This window comes from Pinibacter soli (genome assembly GCF_029961145.1).
GTDB classification, from domain to species: Bacteria; Bacteroidota; Bacteroidia; order Chitinophagales; family Chitinophagaceae; genus Pinibacter; species Pinibacter soli.
Window position 1 is genome coordinate 497,315 of sequence record NZ_JASBRG010000003.1, and the last position, 16,160, is coordinate 513,474.

At 42.3% G+C, this 16,160-nt stretch carries 9 protein-coding genes; all 9 read left to right on the forward strand.

Annotated features, from left to right (window positions below):
- The first annotated feature begins 606 nt into the window (after positions 1-606).
- The 9 genes from QJ048_RS06430 to QJ048_RS06470 all read left to right on the forward strand — a co-directional run bounded on the left by QJ048_RS06430 (position 607) and on the right by QJ048_RS06470 (position 16,074).
- The gene (locus QJ048_RS06430; RefSeq protein ID WP_282333513.1) at positions 607-3,843 is read left to right on the forward strand and encodes a SusC/RagA family TonB-linked outer membrane protein; all 3,237 of its coding nucleotides are present in this window, start codon (positions 607-609) and stop codon (positions 3,841-3,843) included.
- Positions 3,844-3,861: 18 nt separating this feature from the next.
- Positions 3,862-5,724, forward strand: a complete 1,863-nt coding sequence (locus QJ048_RS06435; protein WP_282333514.1) for a RagB/SusD family nutrient uptake outer membrane protein — start codon at positions 3,862-3,864, stop codon at positions 5,722-5,724.
- A 124-nt stretch (positions 5,725-5,848) separates the two neighbouring features.
- On the forward strand, positions 5,849-6,574 hold the full coding sequence (locus QJ048_RS06440; protein WP_282333515.1) for a DUF3823 domain-containing protein: 726 nt from the start codon (positions 5,849-5,851) through the stop codon (positions 6,572-6,574).
- Between the two features lie 26 nt (positions 6,575-6,600).
- A complete protein-coding gene (locus tag QJ048_RS06445; protein WP_282333516.1) occupies positions 6,601-7,746 on the forward strand; it encodes a hypothetical protein in 1,146 nt (381 codons plus the stop codon).
- Positions 7,747-7,909: 163 nt separating this feature from the next.
- Entirely contained in the window at positions 7,910-8,896 is a 987-nt protein-coding gene (locus QJ048_RS06450) for a family 43 glycosylhydrolase (protein ID WP_282333517.1), read from the forward strand.
- A gap of 142 nt (positions 8,897-9,038) precedes the next feature.
- Positions 9,039-10,028, forward strand: a complete 990-nt coding sequence (locus QJ048_RS06455) for a family 43 glycosylhydrolase (RefSeq protein WP_282333518.1) — start codon at positions 9,039-9,041, stop codon at positions 10,026-10,028.
- Between the two features lie 12 nt (positions 10,029-10,040).
- A complete protein-coding gene (locus tag QJ048_RS06460; RefSeq protein WP_282333519.1) occupies positions 10,041-11,342 on the forward strand; it encodes a glycoside hydrolase family 99 protein in 1,302 nt (433 codons plus the stop codon).
- Between the two features lie 131 nt (positions 11,343-11,473).
- Entirely contained in the window at positions 11,474-13,183 is a 1,710-nt protein-coding gene (locus QJ048_RS06465) for a family 43 glycosylhydrolase (RefSeq protein ID WP_282333520.1), read from the forward strand.
- Between the two features lie 314 nt (positions 13,184-13,497).
- Entirely contained in the window at positions 13,498-16,074 is a 2,577-nt protein-coding gene (locus QJ048_RS06470; protein WP_282333521.1) for a GDSL-type esterase/lipase family protein, read from the forward strand.
- Positions 16,075-16,160 lie beyond the last annotated feature (86 nt).

The window sequence follows — 16,160 nt, forward strand, 5'->3', positions numbered from 1 at the left end:
TCGCATTCTGTTAAAATTTGGAAACAAAAACGGATAGAAATATGGGGTATGACGTCAAAAAAAGCGGGTCATTCTCTTGGATAGTGGGAGCATGTACCCAAATATTCTTGTCCTTATTAACAACTAATGAGCGCAAAACAATAATATTTGCTGTGAAAATTGAAATTAACGGGTCAATTAACCCTGTTAATTTAGAAAAGATTGCTTGCGGAAAGGGAATGATTTACAAGCTAATAGCTCAATTAAGAAGCCATAATTTGGAAATTATAGATTAATTAAACCATTAATTAATTCTTTTTTGGAGAAAAACTGAGGATTAATTTTCAAATTAATCTCTTGGATATACCAGAAGTTAACCCTCTGAATGTTTCTTGCATTGTCTTTTGTTAAATAAAAGCTTGTCAATGAAATATTCACCTCAAGGCATATTGCCAGCCTTTGCACCCTCAGTATTATATTTTATACGGGGCAATTATCTGCATCAACTTTTCTATCAATTAAAATTTTCCATTATAGCTAAGCATTCACCACCAAAAATGGCACTAGTGCCATAACAACCTTAATTATTTAAACTCTTAATTTTTATTAAACCAAAAAGCTTGAAGTATGAAAAAACTGCTTTTTACGAATTTCAACCGTTCGTATCATGACTGGCGGGCAAGTCGGTACATAAAACCTGCCGCGGTCGTGTTGACTCTTTTCTGCTCATTGCTTGCCCAGGCACAGACACCTGTAAAGGGAAAGATTACGGGCGACAAAGGAGAAGCCATCCAGGGAGCAAGCGTTAAATTAAAGCATTCAAATAAAGGCGTGGCGACAGACACCAACGGTAATTTCTCTTTGTCACTTAAACAAGGCGATACGCTGGTTATTTCTTCTGTAGGATATAGTCCTTACGAATACGTTGTTAGAAATACCAACGGCATTAGCGTTTCCCTGGCTTCGCAGGTAACTGCATCTACCATGAATGATGTGCTGGTGGTAGGTTACGGCACGCAAAAGAAAGTAACAGTAACCGGAGCGGTGTCTACCTTAAAAGCGGCAGAACTGGTTACTACCAAAAATGAGAACGTTGTGAACATGCTAACCGGTAAAATTCCAGGTTTGCGTATGACACAAAAAACCGCTGAACCGGGCGCTTACGAAAATTCGTTCGATATCCGTGGTTACGGTGGAGCGCCATTGATCGTTATCGACGGTGTGCCTCGCGGTGGATTCGAAAGAATGGACCCAAGCGAAATCGAAAGCATTTCAGTATTGAAAGATGCTGCTGCTGCTGTATACGGTGTAAACGGTGGTAATGGTGTTATCCTGATCACTACAAAGAAAGGCACAAGTAAAGATGGCAAGTTCGACATCAACTATTCGTTTAACCAGGGCTGGCAACAATTTTTGGGTATGCCTGAGGGAGTAGGTCCTGTTGACTATATGATGCTCACCAACGAAAAAACAAAACGCGATTTTGGAAATAACTTCATTTCCAATGCTCCGCCTTCTTACACTTATGAGAATATTAAGCCCTGGATCGATGGTAAATTCGTAGGTGCAAATTGGCCGGATGCCGCATTTACAAAAGTTTCTCCGCAGGTTCAGCACAACATTAACGTATCTGGTGGTAATGATAAGGTAAATACCTTCATCAGCCTTGGTTACATGAAACAAAGCGGTTTGCTGCAAACAAACAGTCTCAACTACGACAGATGGAACCTTCGTTCTAACGTGAACGTTAAAATCACCAATAATTTAAAGGCAACACTGTTATTGTCTGGTGTATCCGATACAAAGAATGCACCTTACCAGGACTTGTGGACCATTTTCAAATACGCATGGAACCAGGTTCCTATCAACCAGATTTATGCCAACAACAATCCTGCTTACCTGAACGTAATGCCGGACAACGTAAACCCGGTTGCGGTGGTGGATCAGGCGAAAGTTGGTTACAAGAAATTTACTTCTAAAAATCTGCAGGCCCAAGGGGCCCTTGAGTGGGAAATTCCATGGGTAAAAGGGCTGAAGGCAAGAGGAATGTATAACTATGGTTATTCCGTTAATGATAATACAGCTTATGCAAAGATGTATAACCTGTATGCATACAATGCAGATGACAGTACTTACAAGGCGTCACAGGTGAGCGCTACCGGTCGCTCTGTTGCAACATTGAACCGCTCGTACGCTAGCGGAATAAGTACTTTAGGACAACTGTCATTGACATATGCCAACTCATTCGCCGGCGCTCATAACGTAAGCGGTTTGTTAGTGTACGAAGAGAGCCATTCTAAAGCAGATAACATTTATGCCCAACGTAACATGCCTATTCCTGTTCCTTATCTGTTTGGCGGTGTTTCTGGTACAGATGAACAAGGTGGTACACAATCAAACGGCGTAGGCGAATTTGCTACAAGAAGTTTTGTTGGCAGAGTTAACTACGATTACAAAGGTAAATATCTCGCTGAGTTCAGCTTCAGAGAAGATGCTTCTAACAAATTCATGCCGGGTGGTAAACAATGGGGTTTTTTCCCGGGTGTATCGGTTGGTTATAGAATTAGTGAAGAACCATTTTTCAGGAACCTGGTTTCTTCCGATATCATCAGCAGTTTAAAGATTAGAGGGTCTTATTCTCAAATAGGTAGTTCAGACAACCCTGATCTTTACTTCCAGTACATTTCCGGCTATGCATATCCAACAGTTGATCGGGCTGATAAAAAAGTATTGGGCTACATGATGGGTGGTCAGTATGTTACGGGTGCTCAAAGTCGTGGTTTAACTAACCCCGATCTTACGTGGTACACAAACGACATCACTAACATTGGTGTAGACTTTACTTTGCTGAAAGGTAAATTAGACGGTACTGTTGAAGTTTTCAGAAGAGTTCAGAATGGTTTGCCTGCTACAAGACAAGCTCAGTTGCCGGGAACAACAGGTGCTACATTGCCTCAGGAAAATCTTGATTCAAGAAAAACGCAGGGTATAGAAGGTATTCTTACTTATAAAGAAAGATTTGGAGCATTCGGTCTTACAGTATCCGGTAATGCTGCCTTTGAGCGTACTCAAAACCTGCATAAAACAGAAGGAGCTCAAGGTAACCAATATCAACAATGGAGAAACGGACAATCTAACCGCTATACAGGTCTTGTATGGGGTACAGACTACGCCGGACAGTACACTTCATATGATCAGATCTACAATTCAAAAACAAATAACGGCGGCGGCAACAATACTGTATTGCCTGGTGACTACTACATGCAAGACTGGAACGGTGATGGTGTGATCAATGGTGATGACTATCATCCAATCGCAATACAGGATCTGCCTTTGATTAACTATGGTCTTACTATCGGTGCATCTTACAAAGGATTTGATTTTACTGCATTGTTTGCAGGTGCTGCAGGCGTTTGGACATCATACGGTGAGCAATTGGGCGAACCATTAATGTATGGCAGAAGTGCGCTCACAAAATTCCTTGACAGCTGGCACACTGTAAATCCTGATGACAATGTGTATGATCCAAACACACAGTGGGTTGCAGGTAAATATCCTTCAATGGGTTATCCTTACGGTAATATTCAACATTCAACAAAAGGTATCATCAATGCATCTTATGTGCGTTTGAAAACCATTGAGCTTGGTTATTCATTACCACACAAATGGATGGATAAAGCGCGTGTAAAAAATTGCCGCATCTATGTGAATGCCTACAACCTGTTTACAATTACAGGTCTTGATGATGGTGTTGATCCTGAGCATCCGGGTTCTTTCCCAGACGCTTCTTTCGACCAGGCATTGGGTGGTTATAAATACCCATTGAACAGAACATTTAACGTAGGTGGTACAATTACTTTCTAAACTATTGAACATTACATTATGAAGAAACGATTTCTAAATATAGTAGCAGGGTGTTTACTGTTGGCTTCTTGTCAGAAGCTTGACATACCACCTGTTGATATCTTAACGGATGATCAGATATTCGGCAGCGAAGCCGGTATCAATGCTTACCTGGCACAGGTTTACAGAAAATTGCCAATTGAAGATTTTACTTATCGCCCCGATGGCCGTAACGATGGTGCAGGCAACATAGGCTTTAACCTTCACCACGAGTGGGAGCACTTCTATTGCGAAGCCGCTGCAGATGGTGAAATGGTAGGCCCTTACGGTGGTGTTGATATTGCCGGAGGTTTTGGTTACTGGCCATATCGTGACATCCGCGATGTAAACTATTTCATCGAAACGCTTCCCGAATACGCCAAGAATTTTACACCCGATAAAGTAACCAGCCTGCTGGGTGAAGCGCACTTCCTCCGTGCATACTACTATTTTGCTTTGGCAAAAAGATATGGTGGAATTCCTATCGTGAAAAACGTACAGCACTATCCTCAGCAAACTATTGAAGAGCTGCAAGTGCCACGTAACACAGAGGAACAAGTGTGGAACTTCATTGGTAATGATCTGGATACTGCTTATCAAATGTGTAGCGAAACCAATGTAGCGGAAAGAGCCAATAAGTATGCAGCAATGGCGTTTAAATCAAGAGCGATGGTTTACGCCGGAAGTATTGCTCGTTATGGTTCGCAGGTGTTTGTTGATGGCGCTGCACATTCACAGGGTCTTGTTGGTATTTCTGCAGACAAAGCTGCGGGCTTCTACCAAAAAGCCATTGACGCGGCAAAGACACTGGAAGGCAAATATTCTTTGTACAGAGCAAAGACTGATAAAACCGACAACTTTGTAAACATCTTCCTGGATGCTAAAAGTCCTGAGAACATTCTTATCAGATCATTCTATGCAGGCGATCCTGAAAGAAACCACAGCTTTGATGCCACATACTCACCCAACAGTGATATGAACTATATGACAGCTGGTGGTTTGTCAAGAACATATCCGACACTTGAGTTTGTACAACATTTCAATTCATTTGATTTTGTAACAAACGCAGATGGTACGCCAAAACGTTACAACTCACAAGCTGAAATGGCACAAGGTCTTGAGCCACGCCTGAGAGCAACAGTTTATTTCCCTGGTGATGTGTTAAGAGGAGTGCCATTCGATGTACAAGCCGGCATCTATCCTTCTTTCTCCGGTACCGCTGCTGATGAAGTGGCCAAATCGCCAGGTACACGCAGTTACATTCTTTCGGGTGATCACCAAACAACACGAAATGGCAGATTGATCATTGGTAAAGCTGGCATGTATCCTCCTGCATTTGGTAATGATAACAATACACGCACTGGTTTTTATGTACGCAAATACATCGACTACAACAAAGGCATCTCTGCGGTTAATCTTTTCACCAGCACAACTCCATGGATCGAGTTGCGCTATGCCGAAGTGTTATTGAATCGTGCAGAAGCTGATATCGAATTGAATCAAACTAGCGATGCGTTGAAATGCATCAACGACATCAGAGACAGGGCAGGTGCGCCACTGGCAACCGCAGCCGATATGACTGTAGCGACATACCGCAACGAAAGAGCAAAAGAACTTGCTTTTGAAAACCACTACTGGTGGGATATTAAAAGATGGAGAATTGCGGATCAGCTTTTGAGCAACACGCACTTCCACGGTTTGATGCCTTACTACGTAGAATCTGAAAACAAATACATATTCCTGAAAGAGCTTGAACTCTTCAACAGGAACTATGCTTTCGAAAAGAAGTTCTACTACGAGCAAATACCTGGCGGCGAGCTTGCAACAAATCCAAACTTGTATCCCAATAACCCAGGCTATTAATCAAACTAAAAATTCAAAAGTAAAAAGTAAAAATGGTCGACAATTGAAAGAACGTTTTATAATCACGCAGTCCTTTTTGACTTTTGATTTTTTACTTTTTACTTAATTTTTTAAACAGTGAATTATGAAATTGAAATCATTTAAAATATTGAGCCTTGGAGTTTCCTTGTTGTTCTTTGCTTCTTCTTGTGTAAAGATGGACACTTACGCAGGGCCGGATGCATCTTTAAGCGGTAGCGTTATTGAAGATGGCGGGAAAACCAATGTGCAAACCTGTTCAGGAAACTTCTCCATCAGGCTTGAGCAACTGAGTTGGGATAGCACACCTTCACCACAGGACATTCCAGTTAAGTACGATGGTACCTATCAGAACCTTAAATTATTCTCAGGTCACTACCGCGTATCTATTCATGGTGGTGCGTTCTGGCCGGTGGCTCCGGAAGAAATGGACATCAGTTCAGGATCTTCTCACGACTTCAAACTGACGCCGTATTTGGTTGTCAGCAATTTCAAAGCAGAGATGACAGACAGCACCACGCTGAGACTTACATACTCTCTTTCTGCTCCAGTTGCAGGCATACCAAAGATTCTGGAAATTCAGCCTTACCTGAACACTACACAAATTGTTGGACCCGGAGCTTCTATTTATGATTTCTCCGACCTCAATAAAGTAGCTATCAACAAAGACTGGGCAGACTTTAACGCCGCCGAAAAAAACGGAGAGATCATTGTTAGCAATCTTATCCCAGGCCGTATTTTTTATGTAAGAATGGGGGTGAAATTTGACAACAATGATAAAAGCTCAAACTTATCCAGCGTTATTAAAATAACCGTTCCCGCTAAGAAGTAACGATGCAAACCATAAAATCATTTAAAATGAAAATCTCAAAACTAATACTTATAGCATCCGTACTGGGAGTATTTATCGCAGGAGGATGTAAGAAAGATTCATTTACTTCAAGAGATACAAGTAAGTTGAAGCCAACACCAAAGGATTCAACTCCGCCGGATCCAACACTTGTTATGTTCGATCCTGCCGATGAAACAACCGACTGGGAAATTTCAGGTGGTAAAGGACAGATAGATAATGCAGCAAAAAAAGAAGGCACCGCATGTTTGTCTTCCGTAATTGGTGCCGGTGATAATGATGGTTACCAGCACTTCATTAAAAGACGTCCTACTGCGGTTAACACTAATCAACCTATTGACCAGTGCCAGTTTGTTTTCTGGTTATACGTTTCCGATGTAAGCCAATTGAGAGGAGACGGACAAATTGAACTTTCAAGCTCAGGTCAATCTGATAAAAACGAAGCAAACTGGGACTTTGGCCCTGTTGCCAAAACGCTGAAAAACGGATGGAACGAGGTGATGCTCAATCTAATTACTTCAACTCCCTCGAATGGCAATATTGATCTCACTAAGGTTAATTTCTTCCGTATATATTTCTGGTCGAAACAGCCACGTGCTGCGGACTACACAATCAAAGTTGATTACCTGAGATTCAGAAAACGTCCGCCGATCAATGTACAGTTTGCAAACTGCGATCAAACAGACAACTGGGAGATGGCAGGAGGTACAGGACAGATTGATAAATCAAACAAGAAAGAAGGTGCAGCTTCTCTTAAAGCGACGATTGTTAAAACAGAAGATTATATGCACTTCATTTTCAGAAGACCAGATCCTTTAAATCCGGGACTTACAAGGGCTAACGGTATATTCAGATTCTGGTTCTACGTAAGTGATGTAAGTGAACTTAAAAATAATGACGGACAAATCGAGTTGACGAGTTCAGGGCAATCTGATAAAGCTGAAATGAACTGGAACCTCGATCAGATCATTCCTAATTTAAAAAGCGGTTGGAATGAAATGAAGCTTGATCTTTCCAAAGGTAACGAGAATGGCAGCGATCCACTAGATCTTAGTAAGCCAAATTTCTTCCGCATATACCTGTGGGCAAAGAGCAAACCGCATAGTTCAGATCTTGATCTGAGAGTAGATGATTTCCGTTTTATAGAAAAATAGTTACAGAGCAATTAATAATTAATAATTAAGAATTAATAGGTGCAGCATTGGTTTTGTAAGACTAGCATCTCGTATGCTCAGCAGACGATTGCAAATACATTCACTAAAAAGTGTAGCCCCGTTAATTATTAATTATTAATTATTAATTCAAAAAAACAAACGAATGAAGCTTAGTAAATTAATATTTGTACCTGCTCTTATAAGCCTCAGCGCATTAACGTCCTGCAGCGCACAAAAAAAGAATACAACCGCACCAAATGGCAATCCAATCGTTCGCGATATCTACACTGCTGATCCTTCTGCCCACGTATGGAAAGATGGTAGATTGTACGTATATCCATCGCACGATGTAGCGCCACCAAAGGGCTGCGACCTGATGGATAAATACCATGTCTACTCAACAGATGATATGGTTCACTGGCGCGACGAAGGACAGATACTTGAATCCAGCCAGGTATCCTGGGGAAGAAAAGAAGGAGGCTTCATGTGGGCGCCCGATTGTGCTTACAAGAACGGTACTTACTATTTTTATTTCCCGCACCCAAGCGACACCAAATGGAACGACACGTGGAAGATTGGCGTCGCTACAAGCAAGTATCCTGCAAAAGATTTTAAAGTGCAGGGCTACATACAAGGTATTGAATCATTGATCGACCCTTGTGTATTTGTAGATGACGATGGACAAGCTTATTTCTATCATGGTGGTGGTGGAAAATGTATGGGCGGAAAATTGAAAGACAACATGATGGAAGTAGACGGCCAATTGCAAAAGATGGAAGGCCTTGAAGATTTCCACGAAGCAACATGGGTACACAAACGCAATGGCGTTTATTATTTGTCTTACTCCGATAATCACGACAAAGATGGCAAGCACAATCAAATGCGTTACGCTACCAGTTCAAGTCCGTTAGGGCCATGGAAATACCAGGGTATCTATATGGATCCGACTGACAGCTACACCAATCACGGTTCTATTGTAGAGTTCAAGGGACAGTGGTATGCATTCTATCACAACAGTGTATTGTCACATCACGACTGGTTAAGATCAATTTGTGTTGACAAATTATTCTACAACGAAGACGGCACCATTAAGAAAGTGCAACAAACGATGGGCGTGATTGAAGAGAAGAAAGAAGTAAGCAGTAAATAAATGAAAATTGTAGAGACAAGGCATGCCTTGTCTCTACGAAAAATTGAAAATGCCGTAGGGGCGATCGTGTTCGCCATCTCATACCATCAACAATACATAAATAATAATCGGCGACACACCCTGTTAATTTTAAATAGAAAAAATGATTCGCAAGCGCCATATCGAAATTTTCATCACACTGTGCTTTATCGCTTCTTGTTCATCCCACAAAGATGACCCGGCTCCGATACCGCCAAAGCAACCCAGCGTCTTTGACCTTCAACATAAGAACCCTTTTATTACCAATATGTATACGGCCGATCCATCTGCTCACGTGTGGGCAGATGGAAGGTTGTATGTGTATCCGTCACACGATATTGCGCCACCACGCGGTTGCGATCTCATGGATCAATACCATGTTTTTTCTACAGATGATATGGTAAACTGGCGGGATGAAGGTCAGATATTACAAGCGAGCCAGGTATCGTGGGGTACACCGGAAGGCAACTTTATGTGGGCGCCGGATTGTGCTTACAAGAATGGCACATACTATTTTTATTTCCCTCATCCAAGCGCTGCTCCCTGGAACACAAACTGGAAGATAGGAGTGGCAACAAGCACAAAACCTGCAAGCGATTTTGTTGTGCAAAAATATATCGATGGTCTTGAATCATTGATCGATCCATGTGTATTTGTAGATGATGATGGACAAGCATATTTATATTATGGAGGCGGTGGAAAATGCATGGGCGGGAAATTAAAAGACAACATGATGGAAATTAATGGCAGCATGCAAAATATGCTGGGCCTGCAGGATTTTCACGAAGCAACATGGGTTCATAAACGCAACGGCATTTACTATTTATCTTATGCCGACAACTATAGCGAAAACAACAGAGGTAATCGCATGCGTTATGCCACCAGCAACAATCCTTTGGGTCCATGGACATACAAAGGTGTTTATATTGATCAAACAGGAAGTTCCACCAACCACGGCTCTATTGTAGAGTACAAGGGACAGTGGTATGCTTTTTATCATAACTCGAATCTTACCGGCAACGACTGGCTAAGGTCCATCTGTGTAGATACTTTGGGCTACACACCAAACGGCAACATTAAAATGGTTTACCAAACAAGAAAAGGAAGCAACTAAAAAACAAACAGCATGAAAAATATTACGAGGTTATCTCTTAGCATATCGGCGGCAGTGCTGCTTTTTGCAGCTTGCTCAAAGAGTACTCCTGTTACCAATCCAAATGGTGGTAACAATGGTGGCAATACCGGAGGCAACAACGGCGGGTCTAATCCACCGGTCACCTGGCCATCACCGGCAGGAGATGTGGTAGGAAAAATAACAGTCGGCTACCAGGGATGGTTTGCCTGCATTGGCGATAAGTCACCGATCAATGGATGGTGGCATTGGACACAGGACTGGTCAAAAATTCCGTCGCCAACAAATAAAGGCATGGTGTCATGGCCCGATATGAAGGAGTACACAAACAAATATCCTACTGCGTTCGCAAACCTCAATAGCGGCGCACCTGCAACATTGTTTTCTTCTTTCGATGATCAAACTGTAGATGTGCAGTTTTCCTGGATGAAACAATACGGCATTGATTGTGCAGCATTGCAACGCTTCAATCCAACCGGTGGCGAAGGCCCGATCCGCGATGCTGTGACTGTGAAAGTAAAAGCCTCTGCAGAAAAATACGGTGTAAAGTTCTACATCATGTACGATGTAAGCGGCTGGACAAATATGCAAACAGAAATGAAGAATGATTGGAAGAACAAAATGAAAGCTTACACTTCATCTTCTATGTATGCAAAACAAAATGGTAAGCCGGTGGTTTGTATCTGGGGCTTTGGCTTCAATGATGGCAACCACAACTTCGATGTGGCACAATGCCTTGATGTGATACAGTTTTTCAAGGATCAGGGTTGTTACGTAATCGGTGGGGTGCCCACTCACTGGCGCGACCAGAACAGCGATTCAAGAGCCGGTTTTATTAGTGTGTATAAAGCCTTCAATATGCTTTCACCGTGGATGGTGGGTCGTATGAGCACCATCATTGACGAAGATAATTTTTACGTTAATGTCAATACACCTGATCTTGCATATTGCAAACAATATGGTATCGATTACCAACCTTGCGTACTACCGGGAGATCTGCAATCGGGCCACCGCAAGCATGGCGATTTTATGTGGAGACAATTTTACAACATGGTTAAATTAGGTGTGCAGGGAATTTACATCTCCATGTTTGATGAATACAACGAAAGCAACCAGATCGCAAAAACCGCGGCCACGCAAGCCGACGTGCCTGCCGGCTCCGGTTTCCTTTCACTTGATGAAGACGGAACCGCATGCTCTTCCGACTACTACCTGCGTTTGACGAACGATGGAGGAAAGATGCTGAAGAAAACCATTTCGCTTACGTCGACAAGGCCCACGAAACCGGTGGAATAACTGAATAAACTGAATGGACTGAATAAACTGAGCTGTGAATGTCAAACAGCAAAATTGATTATGAGCTTCCGTTACTCAGTTATTCAGTTCATTCAGTTATTACTAAATTCGTGCTCCATCAAATGACCAACATGAAAAGTGTTTTCTTCATTCTTGGTGCAATTGTGGTTTTTAATAACGCAAGTGCACAAGAAGAAATACCTGCTGCAACCTTTTGCAATCCTATAAACCTTAGTTATCGCTTTTGCCTGGATACCCCTTCCAGAAGAGAGGCCGCGGATCCTTCAATGATTTTATTTAAGGGAGAATATTATTTGTTTGCCTCAAAATCCGGCGGCTATTTTCATTCAACGGATCTCATAAAATGGGATCTTATTAAAAGCAATATCTTACCCCTTGAAGATTACGCACCGACTGCTGTTGTAGTAGATGATGAAATCTATTTCAATGCTTCCGGCAACGCTTCACATAAAATCTATAAAACCAAAGACCCCAAGACTGATAGCTGGGAACTGGTGACTGATAAGTTTCCTATTTCGACAACAGATCCAATGTTGTTTCTTGATGATGATCATCGTCTTTACTATTACTATGGTTGCTCAGACAAAGAACCTTTACATGCAGTAGAACTTGATCTGCACAATAACCTGCAACCAATAGGAAAGGCGGTGAACACTATTTACGCCAATAAGTCAAAGTACGGCTGGGAGAGACCCGGCGATTATAACGATGGCACGGCCGCACCATGGATGGAAGGCTCATGGATGAACAAATACAACGGAAAATATTATTTGCAATATGCTTGTCCCGGCACGCAATTCAAAAGCTATGCTGATGGTTTGTATGTAGCGGACAATCCCCTTGGGCCTTTTGTGTTGAGCAAGAATAATCCTTTTGCGTACAAACCGGAGGGCTTTGCAAACGGTGCAGGACATGGCAGCACATTTAAAGATAAGTATGGCAACTACTGGCACATCGGCACGGTGAGTATTTCAATAAAACATATGTTCGAAAGACGTTTGTCTTTGTTCCCTGTGTTCTTTGATAACGATGGCGAAATGACCGCCTACACAGGCTTTGGCGATTACCCGATGATGGTGCCTGCAAAAAAAATATCAGGCAGCGCTGAACTGTTTCCGGGCTGGATGTTGCTGTCTTACAACAAAAAAGTGGAGGTCTCTTCTTCGTTGAGTGATCATCACCCGCAGGCGGCGACGGACGAAGATATAAGAACCTGGTGGAGTGCTGCAACCAATAAAAAAGGCGAATTCATCACAGTTGATCTTGGCAGCGTTACAACAGCCAGCGCTATTCAAATCAATTTCGCCGAACAGAATACTTCTATTTTAGGTCGTACTGAAAACATGGCGTATCAATACAAACTGGAATATTCTGTTGATAACAAAAATTGGAAAATTATTGTGGACAAATCACAAAACAATGTAGATGCGCCACACGACTATGTACAACTTCCGAAGCCTTTGCCAGTGCGTTACGTGCGATTAACAAATGTGCAAGTGCCTTCGGGAAATTTTGCCGTATCTGATTTGCGTGTGTTTGGCAAGGCAAATGTAAAACCGGTGAAAGAAGTTACGTCATTCAACATTGAAAGAGATAAAGACAAAGCAGTAGTAAAGCTTACATGGAACAAAGATGTGAATGCAACTGGTTATAATATCCGTTTTGGAACGGACAAAAACAAGTTGTACGAAAACTATTTCGTTTACGGAAAAAACGAAATAATCATAAGAACCCTGAATGCTGATTTGCGGTATTATTTTTCGATAGATGCATTTAATGAGGCGGGCGTTGTGAAAGGAAAGAAGATAATTGAAAATTGAAAGTTGAAAGTTGAAAATGGGTACGTAGGGGCGAATCGCATTCGCCCTTTCGCACCATCACGATTTCCAGTAATCTGCTCTCCGAGCTTTTAGCTTCGGAAGCTTATTCTATCGCCTCTGGCGATTAGGTTATTGAAGGCAATAGAATAATACTGCAAGACTGTAAGTCTTGCAGAGCAGTGAGTAGAATTGCTGCAGTACAAGTGAGTGATACAACGATGCCGATCAAAAAACAAATGCTTGTCCCAAAAAATATCCGCGTAAATCAGTCCAGGCAGTGTCATCTGCGTGCCAAAAGCAAAAAAATGACCAACATGAAAAGGATATTAACCAGCGCATTGTTATTGCTCGGCTTGGTTGCGCAAGCACAAATAAAACGCATCACCTGCATTGGTGCCAGCATTACAGAAGGAGCCAGAATCGAGAGTCCGAAAGAAAATTCATTTCCCGGCCAGTTGCAGGCAATGCTTGGAAAAAGTTATGTAGTCGGCAACTATGGCGTGAGCAGTACAACCATGTTGAAACATGGCAATTATCCTTATTGGAAAACGGAGGCGTACAAAGCAGCACTGCAAAGCAATCCCGACGTGGTTTTCATCGATCTTGGCGGCAACGATGCAAAAGCAATTAATCGTCCCTTCTATAACGAAATGGAACAAGACACGCGGGACATGATTCGTTCCTTCACATCATTGCCAACTCACCCAAGAGTAATTGTGTTGTTGCCTTTCAAATCGTTTGAAACAGACACTATGCAGATATGGGACAAAACGATTGTAGAAGAAGTAACGCCGCGCATCCAAAAAGCGGCGTATGAAGAAGGTGTTGAATTGCTCGATATTCATTCCTTGCTAAGCGACAAACCTGAATTGTTTCCCGACAAAATTCATCCCAATAAAGACGGCGCAGGCATAGTTGCGAAAAGATTGTTTCAGCAGATCACACAAAATATGGATACGCAGTTCGATCTGTTCAGGAACTTTAATCAGTCTTATACAACAACTGATTTCAAAGGATATGCATGCGCGGAATTCAAAATTGATGGCCACGATTGCAAAGTGGTAAAACCTAAGCGTGTTGCGAAAAACGCACCCTGGATATGGCGTGCAAGGTTTTGGGCACATGAACCGCAAACAGATATTGCTTTGCTGGAGCGAGGCTTCCATCTTATATATTGTGATGTGGCAGAATTGATGGGCAACAAAGTTGCTATTGAAACGTGGAACAAATTTTATGCAATGCTTCACAAAGCAGGGCTTGGTCAAAAAGGAGTATTGGAAGGCATGAGTCGCGGCGGTGTATATGCACTGAATTGGGCTGCGGCAAATCCTGACAAAGTGAGCGCAGTGTACGTCGACAATCCTTTGCTGGATTGCAAAGTGCTGGCGAGAGATATGGACAAGGATCTCGGTCAGATGACAAAAGACTTCATGGATGCATACAATCTCAAAAGCAAAGCAGATATTCAAAACTTCAGGGGAAGTCCGATTGATAAAACAAAAGCAATTGCCAGGGAACATTATCCCATCTTGGTACTTTGCGCAGAGAACGATGAATACGTGCCGCCCGGCGAACAGGCTATTCCTTTTCAGGAAAAAATGAAGGCAGAAGGAGGCGATGTGAAAGTTATTATTAAGGAAGGGTTTAAACATCATCCACACAGTTTTCCCAATCCTACACCAATTGTCGACTTTATATTAAATGCTGTCGATAAAGATTTCTATCTTTCTGAAAAAAGATACGATTCTTATAAAGGCCTTGTTATGGCGGGCTATCAGGGCTGGTTCAGTGCACCCGGTGACGGTGCGGACAGAGGTTGGTATCATTATCTAGGCCGTGATGGTTTTCATCCGGGTTCCACAAAAGTGGACATGTGGCCAGACGTGTCTGAATATGACAAGACATATAAAACAGATTTCAGGTTCGCCAATGATAGTCCTGCTTATGTGTTCAGTTCGTATGATGAATCATCTGTAAATACTCATTTTCGCTGGATGCGTGAGTATGGTATTGACGGTGTGTTTGTGCAGCGATTTGTGACGGAAATAAAAAGAGAGAAAAGTTACAACCAGCTAAACAAAGTCTTTAACTCAGCCATTCAAGCGGCGAACATAAATGATCGTGCCATTAGTGTTATGTATGACCTTAGCGGTATGGAACCGGGCGATGAGCAGTTGGTGTTGAAAGACATTGATTACTTGTCTTCAACTTATGACATCAAAAAAAGAAGCACGAATACTTCGTACCTGTTTCATAACGGCAAACCGTTGGTGGCGGTGTGGGGCGTAGGTTTTAACGATAAAAGGAAATATGGTTTTAAAGAAGCCGATATCATTATTGATGCATTGATTGAAAGAGGATTCAGCGTGTTGATCGGTGTGCCAACACATTGGCGGAAACTGGAGATGGATGCCATCGACGATACAATGCTTCATCATCTGATTCGCAAATGCGATGTGGTGATGCCGTGGTTTGTGGGACGCTATAACGAAAATACGTTTGCTCCATTTGCTCAGTTAGTGAAAGATGACATTGCATGGTGCAAAGAGAATAAAGTGGATTATGCGCCATTAGCTTTTCCGGGATTTTCGTGGTTGAACATGGCGAAGAATTCAAAACCTATTCCCAGAAATCGCGGGAGTTTTTATTGGAAGCAGTTTTCAAGCTATATAGGCAGCGGTGCTGAAATGCTTTACCTTGCAATGTTTGACGAGATAGATGAAGGGACGGCCATTTTTAAATGTGCCACTGAAGTGCCCGTTGGCCCGAGTCCATTTGTTGCAATAGACAGTGATCTCGGCAGCGATTATTATTTATGGCTCGCCGGGCAGGCAACGAAAATGCTGAGGAAAGAAATTCCTTTTACAAACACGATACCGAAGAGAAATTAAGAATTAATTGGGTGACACTAAGATCGTTACTGGAAATTTGAGCAGGTGCAGCATTTCATGATGCTGTCTTTGCGCCTTATTTCCTT